Consider the following 16,107-nt stretch of genomic DNA (forward strand, 5'->3'; position numbering starts at 1 on the left):
AAATCGTTCTATGGATAATATCATTGAAAGTAAGGTATCACAGTGGCTTAGCGGCCAATTCGACACAGATACCGTTGCCACGATCAAGAAATTGCAACAGGATAACCCCGACGAACTGGCTGATGCTTTTTATCGCAGCCTGGAATTTGGAACAGGCGGTCTGCGCGGGATTATGGGTGTAGGTACCAACCGTATGAATAAATATACTGTTGGAATGGCTACCCAGGGGTTTGCCAACTACCTGAAACAGGCCTTCACCGGTGAAATAAAGCTGGCTATAGCACATGACAGCCGTAATAACAGCCGCTATTTTGCAGAAGTTGCTGCTAATGTACTGGCTGCCAATGGTATTAAGGTATATCTGTTCGAAAGCCTCCGCCCAACCCCGGAACTGTCATTCACTATCCGTCACCTGGGTTGCCAGGGTGGTATCGTGCTGACAGCCTCGCACAACCCTAAAGAATATAACGGTTATAAGGCCTATTGGAACGATGGAGCCCAGCTGGTGCCTCCTCACGATAAAAACGTCATCCGTGAAGTAGAGAAGATCGCTTCCATTGACGAAGTAAAATGGTCCGGCGGAGAAGCCAATATTACTAGTATTGGTAAGGAAGTGGACGAAGCCTATCTGCAGGAACTGAAAAACCTCAGTATCCAGCCGGAAGTGATCAAAGAACAACACGATCTTAAAATAGTTTATACCCCCATCCACGGTACAGGTATTACACTGGTGCCAGAGATCCTGAAGCGTTATGGCTTTACCAATGTACATGTGGTGGAAGAACAGGCTACTCCGGACGGTAATTTCCCGACCGTAGTATATCCTAACCCGGAGGAAGCTGAAGCGATGAGCATTGGTCTGAAGAAAGCCAAAGAACTGGATGCTGCCATCCTGCTGGGTACAGACCCTGACTCTGACCGTGTAGGTATTGCTGTTAAAGACATCAAAGGTGAATGGACACTGCTGAATGGTAACCAGACCGCTGTACTGCTCTTTAACTATATCATAGAAGGCCGCAGGCGTAAAGGTCTGGCCGGAAATACTGACTATGTATGTAAAACAGTCGTTACCTCCGACCTCATTGATGTATTTGCCGCAAGTAATAATGTAAAATGCTACAATGTACTGACCGGCTTCAAATGGATCGCTGACCTGATCAGACGTAAGGAAGGTCAGGAGAAATTTATCTGCGGTGGTGAGGAATCTTACGGTTACATGATCGGGGATAATGTACGTGACAAGGACGCTATCGCTTCTGTTGCGCTGATCTGTGAAATGGCAGCTTATGCAAGTAGCCAGGGCAGATCACTGTATGAACAACTGATTGATATCTACGTAAAATACGGTTATTATAAAGAAAACCTGATCTCCATCACCAAAAAAGGAATGAAGGGTGCAGAGGAAATTGCCGATATGATGCGTGGTTATCGTGAGAACCCTCCGACCACTATTGATGGTTCTCAGGTAGTAACACTGTACGACTATGAACTGCAGCAGGTGAAAAATCTGAAAACAGGTGAAGTAAAACCGATCGATCTGCCGAGATCCAATGTACTGCAATTTGTACTGGAAGATGGTAGCAAGATCTCCGCCCGCCCATCAGGTACCGAGCCGAAGATCAAATTCTACTTCAGCGTAAATCAGAAACTTGAGAATGCAGCCGGCTTTGATGCAGCCACTCAGGCGCTCGATCAACGTGTACAGCATATTATTAAGGATATGAAGCTGAAATAATCCTTCATTATTCTCTTACCTTTGTCCCGGCACTAATACACCCGTATAGTGCCGGGATTTTTTTATACCGTATGAAAACCGCAGCTGTGCCACATTTAAGAGGAATACTTCTATTTATCCTGGTAGTACTATTGTACTACCCAGTTCTGGCAAGGCAGCAAAATCCCGTTTCAGAAAGAGATACCGTCATTGATGTTCAGGAATCCATGCACATCAATCGTCCAAATATCTGGCTGATGGCAGGCGTTACTACCAGCCTGTACGGAGGTGCACTGGCTATTCTCAATAATACCTGGTACAACCAGTACCCGCGATCACGTTTCCATACTTTCGATGATACTCCGGAATGGCTGCAGATGGACAAAGCGGGACACTTTTACAGTGCCTATATGGAAGGAAAGATCAGCAGGGAAATGTGGCGCTGTACCGGGCTGCCGGAAAAGCAGCAGATCTGGATCGGCGGGCTTAGCGGATTTGTTTATCAGTCTGTTATAGAGATACTGGATGCCTATTCCACCGAATGGGGCTTCTCCTGGACAGATATGGCGGCCAATGCCGGGGGATCAGCACTGATGATCGGCCAGGAACTGGTATGGCATGAGCAAAGGATACAGCTCAAGTTCTCAGCCTATCCCAAAAGATATCAGGACCCTTACTTAAAAACACGTACAGATCAGTTGTTTGGAGATAATCTGGCGGAGAGGACCCTGAAAGACTATAATGCGCAAACTTATTGGGTATCAGTCAATCTGCATGCTTTCATGCCCCATAGCCGCCTGCCTTCCTGGCTCAATGTAGCCGCTGGATATGGCGCTAACGGTATGCTCAAAGGGGATAATAATATATGGACGGACGGCAACGGTATTGAGCACGATTATTCGGCTATTCCCCGTTACCGGCAGTTCTACCTCTCGCCGGATATAGATTTCACCCGGATACCTACACGTAGAAAAGGGGTTAAAGTATTATTCCAGGTGCTGAATATGTTCAAGTTCCCCGCCCCCGCACTGGAACTGACCTCCAGGGGAGTATTCCGGGGACATTTATTGCATTTCTGAGTTTTATACGAGGTATGCTGAGCGGATCTCATTCTCCTCCATATCCACCATCACCATATCCTGCATGGTGGTAGCCAGGGAATATCCTACGAAATCGACCGACAATGGGAAAGATTTATGTTTACGGTCTACCAGTACGGCAGTCTGTATTTTCTTAGGCAGGAACTGCAGGAAAGGTTTCAGGGCATACAACATGGTCCGGCCTGAATTGGCTACATCATCTACCAGCACGATCGTTCTTCCGTTGAAATCCATCTCTTCAGAGAGCTTCACCGCTTCCGGACGTTGTTTGTCCAGGTCCAGTCGTAAGAGCCTGATACGCAGCGGAGAGATATCCTGCAGTATCGCAGCGATCTTCTCTGCCAGTATCATTCCCCTGTCCCAGATACCTGCCAGGATAATTTCCTGTTCATCACTATTATGTTCATAGATCTCGTAAGCAATACGTTTGATCTTCTTCTCTATCACATCCTGGGTCAGGATCACGTTCTTAGTTTCCATGTTGGTTGTTTAGCGGGGTAAAATTAGGAAAAAGAGTCCATAGTCGGCAGGCCATAGTCGATGGCGGATGATCTATTTTTCCTTACATTGCTATAAATTAGGAAGTCAAATCTGACGTATGCATATAATTCAGGAGCTATTATTTGTAATTGCCTTCGGCATTGCTGTATATCTGTTTTCCAGGAAGGCCAGGCAGATCAGGCAGAATATTCTGCTTGGCAGGGATGTACAATTGAATGACGAACCTGGCCAGCGCTGGCAGAATGTATTGCTGCTTGCATTCGGACAGAAGAAAATGTTCCGCAATCCCCTCGTTGCTGTCCTGCACTTCTTCGTATATGCGGGTTTTGTCATTATCAATATTGAGATCCTGGAAATAATCCTGGATGGCATACTGGGCACACACCGACTGTTCTCTCCTTTCCTGGGAGGTCTTTATGCTGTGCTGATCGGCTGTTTTGAGGTACTGGCTGCGCTGGTACTGATAGGCTGCGCCATCTTCCTGGTGCGCAGGAACATTGTGAAGGTAAAACGTCTCAATCAGCATGAACTGGATGGCTGGCCCCGTTCTGACGCCAACTACATCCTGATCACGGAGATAATGCTGATGCTCCTGTTCCTGACGATGAACACAACAGATCAGGCCCTGCAACTACATGGGCATGAACATTATCTCAATACCGGCGCCTTCTGGGTGACAGGTCCTTTTGTATCTCTGTTCACCGGATTATCAGATGGTACGCTCGTTGCTATAGAACGCACCTGCTGGTGGCTGCATATATTAGGTATTCTGGCATTCCTGAACTACCTCCCCTACTCCAAGCACCTGCACATCATACTGGCTTTCCCGAATGCCTATTACGCCGATCTGCGGCCTAAAGGTAAAATGGAGAATATGCCTGCCGTACAGAAGGAAGTACAGCTGATGCTTCAGCCTGAACTGGCATCCACAGAGCCTACCAATGGGGATATTCCTAAATTTGGCGCCAAAGATGTACCTGACCTTACCTGGAAAAATTTACTGGATGCCTATAGTTGTACGGAGTGTGGCCGCTGTACTGCTGCCTGTCCGGCCAATATCACCGGCAAAAAGCTATCTCCCCGTAAGATCATGATGGATACCCGCGACCGTGCGGAAGCCATTGGCGCACAGATAGCCAAAACAGGTTCTTTACCAGAAGATGGTAAAACCCTGCTTCGCGATTATATTACTGAAGAAGAGCTCCGCGCCTGCACTTCCTGCAACGCCTGTGTACAGGAGTGCCCTGTGAGCATCAATCCGCTGCACATCATCCTGCAACTGCGCCGTCACCTGGTGATGGAAGAATCCAGCGCTCCGCAGGAATGGAACATGATGTTCAGCAACATAGAAAACAACATGGCCCCCTGGAAAATGAGTCCGGACGACAGGGACAAATGGGCTGTAGAAATGAATGGATAATAGCGTTAAGTTAAACTGATATACACATGCAAATAAAAACGATGGCCGAATACGCCGCCAGCGGCGAAACACCTGAAATCCTCTTTTGGGTGGGATGTGCCGGCAGTTTTGATCAACGTGCGCAGAAAATCACCAAAGCCTTTGCCACTATCCTCGATAAAGTAGGCGTTCGCTTCGCAATACTCGGTAAAGAAGAAAGCTGTACCGGCGATCCTGCCCGCAGGGCCGGCAATGAATTCATCTTCCAGATGATGGCGCAGAACAATATAGCCGTTCTGAATGGTTATGAGGTAAAAAAGATCGTTACCGCCTGCCCTCACTGCTTCAATACACTCCGTAACGAATATCCGGAACTGGGCGGACACTATGAAGTGATCCACCACACTACATTCCTGCAACAGCTGATCGACGAAGGCAAGATCAGGATGAAAGAAGGCGGCAGCTTCAAAGGTCGCAAGATCACTTACCATGACTCCTGCTATCTGGGCCGCGCTAACAACATCTATGAAGCGCCCCGCAAAGTGCTGGAAGCCCTGGATGCGGAATTAGTAGAAATGAAGCGCTGCCGTAGTAATGGCCTCTGTTGTGGAGCAGGTGGTGCTCAGATGTTCAAGGAAGAGGAAAAAGGTGCTACCCGCATCAATTTTGAACGTGGAAGAGAAGCTGTGGCAACCGGTGCTGCTGTTATTGCATCCAACTGCCCTTTCTGTATGACCATGCTGACAGATGGAGTGAAGGAACAAGGGAAGGAAGACAGTGTACAGGTACTGGATATTGCAGAACTGATAGCACAGCAGATAGCGTGAAACGTCTCCTGACCTTCCTGCTACTTCTCTTTTGCTGCAGAGCGGCAGCCCAGGATGTTGCTTTATTCAACAAGGACGGGAAGGCCATCGCTTACATTGACACCAAAGATAAAGACCGGACCATCTACCTTTACAGCGGAGAACCGGTCGCTGTCATCTTTGAAGCCGATGTGTATGGCTTTAACGGAAAACACCTGGGCTGGTATGAAAAGGGCATTGTAAGGGATCATGATGGCAAGAGAATAGGTAATACAAAAAAGGCGGCTACCGGGTACACCCAGTATGAGCCTTATAAAAGCTATAAGCGGCAGAAGCCATATATGGGATATAAGAGTTATCCTCCATATAAACCTTACTTTTCCAACAACTGGTCGGACGAGTCTTTCGAGGCATTTTTATTACAGGGAACTGAAAAGTAATGTCCGCCGTCAGGCCCTGCTATTGCGATCCTGACACCAAAATGACTGTCGTCAGTAGTCCGTACTCAATTTTTCGGTAATTTTGCATCATGAAACAGGAAATTCAACATTTACTACCGGCAGACTTTCACCCGTCTTCCCGCGTATGGATATATCAGAGCAACCGTCCTTTCAGTGAAAAAGAAAAACTGGAAATAAACGAGCAATTACATCAATTTACATCTCAATGGCAGGCCCATGGTGCTCCTGTGAAGGGATGGGGCCAGCTGCTCTTTGACCAGGTGATCGTGCTGATAGCAGATGAATCTGATGTTGCGGTGAGCGGTTGCAGTACCGACAGTTCTGTGCGTATTATTAAAAGCATCGAGCGGCAGTATAGCGTGAACCTTTTTGACAGGCTTTTACTGGGTTTTCTGGTGAAGGATAAGGTACAGCCATTGCCTATGCTGCAGGTGCCTTATGCGCTGGAGAAAGGGTTTATTGATGAGAATACGCTTTATCTGAATAATACAGTGCTGACTAAAGGAGAAATGGAAAAGAACTGGTTGTTGCCACTGAAGGAAAGCTGGTTGGCGAAGAAGTTTTCGATAGCATAAGCGTCGATGATAATATATAAATCCTGCATTACCGGATTGGTGGTGCAGGATTTTTTATTGGGCTACCGGAAGCCTGTCAGCCAAAAATCAAGCGCGACCAGTTAACGATATCAGAGATTGATCTTGGGAAATTTCTTCAATACAAACTTTATAAACTGGTAGAAGTCGGCGTTCGTGTATTCCTCTTCATTCTTATATACTACAGAATAATCACCCTCCCATATATAGCTATTCATAACAAATACCCCATTCTTAAAGGCTAAGTCTATGTAATAATCCTCGTCCGGGTTAATGCTAATAGAATAATGTGCAGTGCCACCATTCTTTAGCCTGGTGAATATTTTTTTCAGGCGGATATGGTATTGCCGTTTATTCGCTGTATTCCAATCCGCAGAAAGTGATAAATATCTGAGACGTTGATGAATCTGGATAATGCCTTTATAATATTCTCTATTGGCAGATATAACATCAACATTTCCCCGGGAATCTGCAACTATCATGCTGACGTATATCTCTGCGGTTTCGCTTCCCTTCTGCAATGATTCTGTTTTTATTGCTGTCACTTTCCACCCATTTCTTCTAATATGAATTTATCTCCGGATGCATTCAGCAATTCGACATTAAATGTTTCAATATCATTTGCCACTTCTTTGATAGCATAAAAGAAGTCCTCATAGGTGATACAATCTTCAAAACTGTCGCATTTCGTCACAGATAGATCATGTGAGACAGAATAGAAATTTGTTTGTTCGGGAAGGTTCATGTAACTGATTCAATCCCCAAATATAAATTTGTTTACGGTACGATCAACTCAATCCATCAGGCATGCAATCTTTCAGATGTTCAGTTTGTTCATTTTGTAGGCAGATGTAAATTATATCAGTAACTGCCATTAAATTTGAAAACAAGTATACCATTGCTTTCATTTGGTGTACACAGATCAGTACTGTATGCAGAGATTACTACCAGGATGAAAGTTTTGGTAGGAATGATGATGGCAGTATCAATCTGTGGAAGCTATACGATCTATTCACAGGAGATGATAAAAACTCTTACATGGACACATTCCTGGATAGATCAGTGAATACATTTTATTGAGGGTATTAAAAATGCAATGTTAACCCAGCAATCAAACTGTTTTTTACAGTAAGACTTTAAAGTGGGCATAGGTATAACCTGGGGCAGAATTTCTATTCATTGCCGCCATTTATTTGTTAACCATTTAATCGATTATATGCAACATAATTTTTATAGGGACCTTTATATCGAAGATGGATATGAGGCATTTGATTTTTTCAGTATTGGAAAAAGAGGAATAGCGCCTAAAAGAATAGCCTTCATCCCAACAGATCAAGAAGCAGTTTATAACCTTGTATTTGGTGATATCAATGCGGAGGGAGAGATAGACGATGAAGTAATTAGTGATAATGGTGATAGAAATAAAATTCTTGCAACAGTAATTTATGTTGTTAACACTTACTTAGAAGCTTATCCTGAAAGAATTGTATTTTTTACTGGTAGTACAGAGGGGAGAATCAGACTTTACAGAATAGTTATAAGTGTACATTACACTGATTTTTCAAAGAAATTCGATATTTATTGCCAAACTGAAACAGGCATTGTCCCATTTAAAAGAAATATTGAAGCGAAAGGTTTTTTAATTTGCAAAAAAGTTTAAATTTAAAGCATGAAAACAAAAGGTTTAAAATTTGATAACAAGTTCTTTGAGCAGAAAGTTACAATGACTGTTAGTGAGAGGCTTAATGCGCTTGATTTAACGAAATTAGCACCCAAAAAACAAGAACTTGCCAATAGGCTACTGGAAAAAGTTAAAGATTCTCTTCCTAGAAGATAGGAATTGATTTTAAAGTAAGCGGGAATAGCTCAGTTGGTAGAGCATTAGTTTCCCAAACTAAAGGTCGCGGGTCCGAGTCCCGTTTCCCGCTCAGATGAAATCCTCCGAAATGGTTGAATATAGACCTCCAGGGGGATTTTTAATTTTCGAGCCAGCACCAATTAATAACCCAATCGGCCCTCCTACCTTCAATTTGGGTATCAGAATGGGGTATCAAAGCTGTAGCATTAAGATTGCCAGCAAATTCCTTACTTCAGTTTACTGCGATAAACTTAGTTTGTGCCGTCTGATGCCAGCTTTTCGCTTGTATAGCGACCAGCCTTAGAAGACAAGCGAATGCAAACGGGACTCTTGTCAATCCGTACTTTTCCGTAGCTCCATTAGTTGAGCGAATGTAAATTTGACTTCCCACATATACTTTGTATTTGCATACTTACAAAATTGCAAGTATGCAAATACAAGCCCTTTTCACTCTAAAGTAACTAATTAGTTTTTCAATAGAAGAACTCAGATTCACCTGAACCTAATTGAATCAATCATAGATTACTTTGCTTGTCTTGAATGGACTAATTCAATGTAATTGTTCACTGTTCACCTTGAGAATACGGATCTATACCGCCTTATTGATTTTATATATTCTCCTGAATTGCAAAACAGAACCAACTATAAGCGTTATCAAAAGTAAAAGAAGTGTTTTTGCAATCAAAGGATCCTGAGGTCCATGAGCCAGAGGATGACCTACAGGAATACGGTTAAAAGTTTCATTTACTGTTGGAATCATCGATAAGAAAAAGCTGAAAGAAAGGAAGAAAGTCTCTATATAACGAGCACGGTTATTCCCTGGCTTCTTAGCATAGAGGAGATATGCCACAGATACCAATACCACAACCAACAATGCAAGAATATGTCCCGGATTGACTCCCTTAACGCTCGATAATCCCAATGCAGTCAATGAAGTGACTAATGTAAAATAAAAATAGACTTTGCCCGGAAGCTTGCCCAGATCTATTTTACCGTCTTTGATAAAAGCTATAACTGCAGCAACAATCGCTACAACACCTATAACGGTATGAAAAATCCCCAAGATTGATAATCCCATGATTTTGACTTTTGAATGTTTAAATTAATATTGCAAATATTGTAACAAAAGAAGAGATGGATTTTGTGAACCGGGTCAATTATTTGGCAATATGGCTCAGCAACAAGGCTCCGAGACATCTGGTGTAATAGGGAGTAAGAAAAACGATAATAAGTCTTTATTTTTCTTAGAAAGATAATAGTGATAAGCCAACATTCACGTAAGGGACACTTTTATTACCACTAGCTATGGATGCGTTATTATAGTTCTCTCCATCTTTAAATAGCCTGGCAGATAGGAAGCTATTTAATCCGCCATCTAAAGTCAGCATAATATTCTTCGCGAACAGATATTCAAACGCTGCACCATTTTTTAGCTCGATCGTGTTGTAGCTTACCTTGCCATCTAAGAAAGCATTGTGCCGATCATAGAAAATAGTATATGAATGCTGATTGGAACCGGCTGACACCCAGGCGTTCTTAGCTACCTGTTTTTTCAAGTTGACACCCGTAGGAAGATCTACGATCAATTCAAGTCCGGATGAAACAAATTTATGATAATAGTTAACAATGGGCTCCACAGGTATCGGTGAAGATTGATCTATCAAGACTAATAACCCAACGGAGAATGTCGTGTTTTCGGTCTTTTTCAAGGGCAAATTGATACTACCATTCAAATTTAAACGTCGAAAACTATTTACCCCGTCTGTAATTCCCCTGGCAACTAATGAATAAACAATCGGGTGATCAAATATCTTGTCTGACCGGGAATAATTTAAGGCCAGATCGAATGTGCTTTTATCTGAGGTAAGAGGAGTTAATTGTACTTCTGGCAACTTATTGCTAATGTTTTTTAGCATTGTGGATGTATAGGTATAGTAGATACTGGCCGATAAGGAATTACCTTTCCATTTAATAGCAGGTGAGTTGAAAAAAGTACTTATGCGCTCCGTTTTTATTTTCCCGCTGGCAAAATCACGATCATCTAATTTCACATCAAAATCACTATAACCAAAACTACTTAACGATATAGTGAATTTCCTTAAACCAGGATAACGAATGGTAAGTTCTTTCATACCTGCACTGATCGTATCGGCTCCGGGATGCAAAGAAGACATACTAATCATGTTCTGCGCCTGAATGCTACAAGACAATAACAGAAAACATAGTAGGAGAACTTGTTTTTTCATGCTATTTATAATCATATGTAATTGGTTAAAGTGTTATTTGTTAGAAAATGTCTTGTCTGGTTCAAAATCAAGACTAATGGAGTTCATGCAGTATCTTTTGTAAGTTGGAGGCGGACCATCATCAAAAATATGCCCCAGATGAGCATCGCAGCGTCCACAAAGCACCTCTGTACGATCCATCTTATGAGAATGATCTTCTAAATAACTTACACTATTCTTTCCTAACGGCTCATAGAAGCTTGGCCAACCACAACTGCTGGCGAACTTGGCATCCGACCTGAAAAGTAGGTTTCCGCAAGCCGCGCAGTAATAAGTGCCTTTTGTTTCGCTTTTCCAGTATACTCCGGTAAATGGACGCTCAGTATCCTTCTCCCTGGCTACCGCGTAAAGGTCTGCTGACAACACTTTCTTCCATTCGGCATTAGACACCTTTAGTTTTGTAGTGTCTGTAGTTGAATAGTAAGGATTGTTTTCGTGCCCTTTAGCAGATCTCTGGTTCTGGGCATAAGCACCAACAGATATTATTGCCAGTAAATAAATAAAAATGATTTTCTTCATCGTGATTGAATTATTCTTCCTGTTTATCTTTAGACATTCTTCCAATTTTTCCAACTGCAGCTGGATACGACAGTCATCACAAGCAATAACTTTAAACGCCATTTAGTCGTAAAAACTTAGTCTCTATGCACCAGAAGCAGCTTTCCTCTTTATAAAAAAAGAATTATTATTTTTTTATAATGGTATTAAGGATCTGAACTAATTCATTAGGTTTGGATAAAAAGGGACTATGTCCGGCCTTAATCTCATAGGTGTTTGAAATATGCGCTTCAGAGACCATCTGTTGTTGAAACGGAAAGCTGATCGCTTTATCTTCAGTTGTATAGACATAGTATTTATTAGCTATGGTACCGTAAATTTCACTACTATAATTCAGCGGGGTTCCGGCAGCTTCTACAGGTTCAGGACGAAGCTTTTCTACCAATAAATAAATATCTTCATCCGATCCGTCTTTACAGAATATCTCACGCATATTTACCTCAGGATTGGTAATGGTTACCGTACTTCCATCAGCAGAAAATTCTAATGCAGAAGGAATAGATGTTCCCTGGTCCATTGCTGAATAATCGAATACACTGCTGCCGCTTTTAGGAATAAATCCGGCAACATATATTAATTTGTCTATTTTTTGAGGAACCTTACAGGCCGCCTGTGTAACTATTGCACCACCCAGGCTATGTCCTACCAGGACAACAGGAACATTCAAACTATTGATAACATCGGTTACCTGTTTAACATACCCATCAAAGGTTATTTCAGAAACAGACGTCCGATCATTCCCATGACCAGCTAATTCCACTAAAACGACTTTATTTCCTTCTGCTTCTAAAAATGCTTTTACCTTATCCCATACAAAAGATGCCTGCCAGGCACCATGCACCAAAACAAAAGTTGAATGATTTTCGCCTTTTGTTGAATCATCATTATCCTTTGAACAGGAATTTAAGGATAGTATCAATAGTAATAAAAGCCCTATGTTCTTTACACATTTCATATTTATATCAATATTTGTTTAATTTATCTTCCGCGGAAGAGGAACCAAGAAGGAATTGATCTGTTTCTATTTTTGTAAGATCAGGAATTGCGCAGTTCCCAATATGTTCACCTTGTTGTGCAACACAACTACTGTTGCATAACAAGGCAGCTCAGCTTATGAATGGCTTTTGTTATGCCACCTTTGACAAGGCAAAGTTGCAGTACAAAGAAGAGATTCGTTTTGTGAATAAGTTCAATTTTTAGGAAATCTGGTTCAAACAATGGATATAAAGCGTCCTTTTTCGATGTGCCCTTGTAGCATTTGGGTTAAAACATGGGAATATGATTAGGGGAAATAAAAACGTAATAATCAATTGCCACAATGCCTTCTATCTTTTCTTATCCATCTTATTTTGCTTTAAACGGAAATTTGAAGGTGATGTGCTGTATTTATCATGAAAACTTTTCGTAAAATTGGCCAGGTCATTAAATCCACAATCAAAAGCTACGTCTGTGATACGTGTATCGGAAACTAAAAGCAGCTCTGCAGCTCTTTCCAATCTTTTGTTTTTAATATAATTGGCAGGAGAATCATCATATATTTTTTTAAATTCCCTTTTAAATGAAGAAACGCTTAAATTAGTTTTTTGCGCCAATTCATCGATACTGGCCTGGGAAAATAGGTTAGCTTCTATAACTTGCTTGAACGTATAGGTTGCTGGCGAAAAAAGCTGGGACAGTATGACCTGTATGATTTCGGCATCTTGTGTCTGTGATAACAAAAGAATGATCTCCTTCAGTTTTAAAACTAAAATTTCATCATTTACCAAAGATGGGTTTTCAAAATAAAATAGCAGGCCTTCTATATATTTTTGAATCAAAAAGTCGTTGTTGATTTTTCTGCTTGACTGGTTGGTGATTTTGTCGCTTTTCTGAAATATCAGCGGAAGCTCTCTATCGTATATTTTCTTTAGTATGTCCGGATGGAAAGTGACGATTATAATCTCGCCATCGCTGTTATTTGAATCGGCTATCTGTTTCCCCGAGTTCAGGCAGTTTAGCAATAATGCGCGATTGGTAGGAATATTGGTATGCTCATCATCAAATTGAAATCGTGTCTCACCTTTCAACATATATAATAAGCAAGCTTGTTCTGCCACAGGGAAAGCAAATTCAAAAGGCGGCTTTAAATCCACTTTTTGAATGAGTGTTTTCCCGAACAAATCAATTTTTTTATAGGCTGTAACCATTTAAGATATTTTATTGTGTAGTTACCTCATGGTGTTCTTTCTGTTGTCCCAGCTATTTACTGACACCTGTCATGAGATAAAACTGAATACACAATGCTCATCCAACGCTAAAGCCAAATATAAGCAAAAACGTTGAACAAGACATTGTTATCACAGTCAGCTTATCTCTTAAACCTGATTGTTATGAAGCAAGACTAGCTTCAGAGCTGATGGGCAAATTCAATACTTTAGATATAAAACAGTTCTGTTCTGCTCCTTTTGTAATAGTTTCAAATTCTTCTACACTAATACCTGGCACATTTCCGGTTATTGAAAGATGTATTCCAATAATTCCTGCGCCATCCATTGACAAAGTTGCTTCAGTATCCAACGAAGTTGGGATCAATCCTTTTTCCGTCAAAGCATAGCTGACCGCCATAGTAAAACATCCGGCATGCGCCGCCGCTAACAATTCTTCAGGATTGGTACCTTTTTCATCTCCTACGAAACGGGTCCTAAAACTGTAAACGGTTCTGCTTAGAATTTCGCTTTGTGTGCTTAACTCTCCCTTTCCCTCTTTTATACTTCCTGTCCAATGTGCTTTTGCTGTACGTTTCATTCTTATATTTTTAAATTTGATTACCGATATTGACAATACAAAATTGTGATCTCAAGAATTTAGATACTTTGCGAATCAGGTCAATTATTTGGCAGTTTGGTCCAACCAGCAGTTTAAAAGAAAACCAACCTCCCTCACAACAACAAATTCATCCTGGAACCAGGCATTATTGGCAAAAAACCGACTCCCTCATTTTCCTTTCTCCGAAAGGGTTATCCATTGATGACAGAATGCTAGGAAAACGCGTTTTAAAGCCCGTCCTGGTGGCTTTAAGCATTGAGAATAGAGATCTTTATGTCGCCCGCCACTCCTTGGCGTTTTTAATGAGAAAATTTATCCCTCTTATATAGAGTTTTCAGTGTTTCAGTAGTATCTTTATCCTCGAAGAAAGTAGCTTATAACCTACTTTACCATCAGTAAACAATATTTTGGGTTACATTTTGGGTATCATATTATTGGTAAAAGGAAACTATCCACACTCACCAAAGAAATTTCCATTCAAATTTAACACCTTATGGAATAGCTCAGTTGGTAGAGCATTAGTTTCCCAAACTAAAGGTCGCGGGTCCGAGTCCCGTTTCCCGCTCAATTTAAGGATTTATGTATCGATTATCCCTAGCTCTATTAGTTATCATGGCATTTGTTTGCAGCATCAAACAGTCAGCTTCTTCCAATCTTCCTGATAGCACTCAACATGTTTCCTTTCACTGCGACCCGGCATACGACAGCATTTTCCACGGTGACTCCGGTTACATTACGAAAAAACAGCTATTCCCCTTTGTTCTTAGAAATAATATACTGGATACCATAGGAAGCAATGATAACTGGACCTCTATTCCTGATCAGCATACAATGGGTAAATTCTACAGACAGAAGGACGGTTACATTGCCTGCATTGTCAATGTCAACGCTCCCTTTGAATCACTGGTGCTATTTGAAACAACAGCCGATGGGCATATAGAAAACATCCAGCCATATTTACACCACAATTATTGTAATTGCTGGGATGATTCATTTGGCTTCGGAAAAATCCAGGACTACTTTTATGTCAGGATCTGTGGTACTGGTACAGCTTTTACCTCCAGTGAACTTTCTATTTTCAAAAAACTTCCTTCACAACTGCGGCAAACACCGATTATTGAATTTGTATGGAAGGGATCAATCACTACACCGGACAGTTACAGACTAATGCACATCTCTTCTTTGAATATCGATGGTCAAAAGCTCCATACCACTTATCTCGTAGAGGATGGTAACGAAAACTCAAAAAAAAACGCAAAGCAGATAGATCACTTTGAAGTTAATTATACACTGAAAGATGGAGAATGGCTCCCAGATGATGATCACTACTTCGTGAAATACTGGTAACGAGTGGCTTTGAGAACCTTTATCTACAGCACAATTCAGACTTCTAGTATCTACTACTACTACTTCTTCCACACACATATAACCGTCTCTGTATTAAATTCACTTTCACTATACGTAGCAAATAAACACATAGTATACCTCAACAAATCTGCTTTAGTAATTCCGTTTAGTAGCACAGGAGCCGCTACACTCCCGCCTCAGTAACGAAATACTCATTTATTCAGACGCGCCAATGACACGGATTTTCTAAACGATAACAGGGCAATCACAAACGAAAGCAGTGAGAATACTTTCTACTTACCTTTCTGATTACATTACAAAACTAGGAAGAAAACACATGCGGGAAATACGCATTTCCACCCTACAAAACACTTTATAATATACTGATTTACATAAACTTAAAACAAATAAACAACTAAACACCCTATACAGATATTCGAGCAGTTCTTCCCATGATAGGATCATACAAGTTGTATATGACCAGGATATTCCTCCGTCCTTCTTCCGTTTAAAACGGAGGAAGAACGGAGGAAGAACGGAGGAATATCCTGGTCATATGCAACTTTGATCCTGGTCATATGCAGGAAATATGATCCGGATGCCCTCCCGTTATGTGGGGCAAAAATGGCCCACGATACCATGCTTAACCATGCCTTTGACCTGGACCTTCTATGGTATCA

At 41.5% G+C, this 16,107-nt stretch carries 19 protein-coding genes and 1 tRNA gene; 11 read left to right on the plus strand and 9 right to left on the minus strand.

Annotated features, from left to right (window positions below):
- Positions 1–10: 10 nt before the first annotated feature.
- Both F3I09_RS13730 and F3I09_RS13735 read left to right on the plus strand, forming a co-directional pair.
- Complete coding sequence (locus F3I09_RS13730) at positions 11–1,735, plus strand: phospho-sugar mutase (protein WP_149695598.1); 1,725 nt, start codon at positions 11–13, stop codon at positions 1,733–1,735.
- Between the two features lie 71 nt (positions 1,736–1,806).
- Positions 1,807–2,793, plus strand: coding sequence for a DUF2279 domain-containing protein (locus F3I09_RS13735; RefSeq protein ID WP_149695599.1), 987 nt, complete (start codon positions 1,807–1,809; stop codon positions 2,791–2,793).
- A gap of 3 nt (positions 2,794–2,796) precedes the next feature.
- Here F3I09_RS13735 and F3I09_RS13740 read toward each other — a convergent pair whose 3' ends face one another.
- Positions 2,797–3,294, minus strand: a complete 498-nt coding sequence (locus tag F3I09_RS13740) for a phosphoribosyltransferase family protein (protein ID WP_149695600.1) — start codon at positions 3,292–3,294, stop codon at positions 2,797–2,799.
- Between the two features lie 118 nt (positions 3,295–3,412).
- Between F3I09_RS13740 and F3I09_RS13745 the strand changes: the two genes are divergently transcribed.
- From F3I09_RS13745 to F3I09_RS13760, 4 genes are all read left to right on the plus strand, one after another.
- Positions 3,413–4,735 (plus strand): (Fe-S)-binding protein, encoded by a 1,323-nt coding sequence (locus F3I09_RS13745; RefSeq protein WP_149695601.1) that lies wholly within the window; start codon positions 3,413–3,415, stop codon positions 4,733–4,735.
- Positions 4,736–4,761: 26 nt separating this feature from the next.
- On the plus strand, positions 4,762–5,541 hold the full coding sequence (locus F3I09_RS13750; protein WP_149695602.1) for a (Fe-S)-binding protein: 780 nt from the start codon (positions 4,762–4,764) through the stop codon (positions 5,539–5,541).
- Positions 5,538–5,960, plus strand: a complete 423-nt coding sequence (locus F3I09_RS13755; protein WP_149695603.1) for a 4-fold beta flower protein — start codon at positions 5,538–5,540, stop codon at positions 5,958–5,960. The genes F3I09_RS13750 and F3I09_RS13755 overlap by 4 nt, the downstream gene beginning before the upstream one ends.
- Before the next feature lie 89 nt (positions 5,961–6,049).
- A complete protein-coding gene (locus F3I09_RS13760) occupies positions 6,050–6,556 on the plus strand; it encodes a hypothetical protein (RefSeq protein ID WP_149695604.1) in 507 nt (168 codons plus the stop codon).
- A 110-nt stretch (positions 6,557–6,666) separates the two neighbouring features.
- Here the strand turns inward: F3I09_RS13760 and F3I09_RS13765 are convergent, their stop codons facing one another.
- Together F3I09_RS13765 and F3I09_RS13770 are read right to left on the minus strand one after the other, a co-directional pair.
- Entirely contained in the window at positions 6,667–7,119 is a 453-nt protein-coding gene (locus F3I09_RS13765; protein ID WP_149695605.1) for a hypothetical protein, read from the minus strand.
- Complete coding sequence (locus F3I09_RS13770; protein WP_149695606.1) at positions 7,116–7,319, minus strand: hypothetical protein; 204 nt, start codon at positions 7,317–7,319, stop codon at positions 7,116–7,118. The genes F3I09_RS13765 and F3I09_RS13770 overlap by 4 nt, the downstream gene beginning before the upstream one ends.
- A gap of 176 nt (positions 7,320–7,495) precedes the next feature.
- Here F3I09_RS13770 and F3I09_RS34755 point away from each other — a divergent pair, with 176 nt between their 5' ends.
- The 4 genes from F3I09_RS34755 (at position 7,496) to F3I09_RS13785 (ending at position 8,502) form a co-directional block, all read left to right on the plus strand.
- The gene (locus F3I09_RS34755) at positions 7,496–7,654 is read left to right on the plus strand and encodes a DUF3871 family protein (protein ID WP_223233242.1); all 159 of its coding nucleotides are present in this window, start codon (positions 7,496–7,498) and stop codon (positions 7,652–7,654) included.
- 136 nt (positions 7,655–7,790) lie between these two features.
- Positions 7,791–8,234, plus strand: coding sequence for a hypothetical protein (locus F3I09_RS13780; RefSeq protein ID WP_149695607.1), 444 nt, complete (start codon positions 7,791–7,793; stop codon positions 8,232–8,234).
- Positions 8,235–8,243: 9 nt separating this feature from the next.
- A complete protein-coding gene (locus F3I09_RS34050; protein WP_188133803.1) occupies positions 8,244–8,411 on the plus strand; it encodes a hypothetical protein in 168 nt (55 codons plus the stop codon).
- An 18-nt stretch (positions 8,412–8,429) separates the two neighbouring features.
- A tRNA-Gly gene (locus tag F3I09_RS13785) sits at positions 8,430–8,502 on the plus strand.
- 519 nt (positions 8,503–9,021) lie between these two features.
- On the opposite strand, the gene F3I09_RS13790 is transcribed toward F3I09_RS13785, so the two are convergent.
- The 6 genes from F3I09_RS13790 to F3I09_RS13815 form a co-directional block, all read right to left on the minus strand.
- Positions 9,022–9,510, minus strand: coding sequence for a hypothetical protein (locus F3I09_RS13790; protein WP_149695608.1), 489 nt, complete (start codon positions 9,508–9,510; stop codon positions 9,022–9,024).
- 166 nt (positions 9,511–9,676) lie between these two features.
- Positions 9,677–10,678, minus strand: a complete 1,002-nt coding sequence (locus F3I09_RS13795; RefSeq protein ID WP_149695609.1) for a hypothetical protein — start codon at positions 10,676–10,678, stop codon at positions 9,677–9,679.
- Between the two features lie 33 nt (positions 10,679–10,711).
- Positions 10,712–11,236: a peptide-methionine (R)-S-oxide reductase MsrB gene (gene msrB / locus F3I09_RS13800; RefSeq protein ID WP_149695610.1), complete on the minus strand. Its 525-nt coding sequence runs from the start codon at positions 11,234–11,236 to the stop codon at positions 10,712–10,714.
- Positions 11,237–11,402: 166 nt separating this feature from the next.
- Positions 11,403–12,230 (minus strand): alpha/beta fold hydrolase, encoded by an 828-nt coding sequence (locus F3I09_RS13805; protein WP_149695611.1) that lies wholly within the window; start codon positions 12,228–12,230, stop codon positions 11,403–11,405.
- Between the two features lie 370 nt (positions 12,231–12,600).
- Entirely contained in the window at positions 12,601–13,461 is an 861-nt protein-coding gene (locus F3I09_RS13810) for an AraC family transcriptional regulator (protein WP_149695612.1), read from the minus strand.
- Between the two features lie 181 nt (positions 13,462–13,642).
- Positions 13,643–14,059 carry an OsmC family peroxiredoxin gene (locus F3I09_RS13815; protein WP_149695613.1) on the minus strand — a complete coding sequence of 139 codons (417 nt, stop codon included), beginning with the start codon at positions 14,057–14,059 and terminating at the stop codon, positions 13,643–13,645.
- A gap of 633 nt (positions 14,060–14,692) precedes the next feature.
- Here F3I09_RS13815 and F3I09_RS13820 point away from each other — a divergent pair.
- A complete protein-coding gene (locus tag F3I09_RS13820; protein WP_149695614.1) occupies positions 14,693–15,427 on the plus strand; it encodes a hypothetical protein in 735 nt (244 codons plus the stop codon).
- Positions 15,428–16,107: the final 680 nt, after the last annotated feature.

The organism is Chitinophaga sp. CF418 (genome assembly GCF_900142925.1).
GTDB lineage: Bacteria > Bacteroidota > Bacteroidia > Chitinophagales > Chitinophagaceae > Chitinophaga.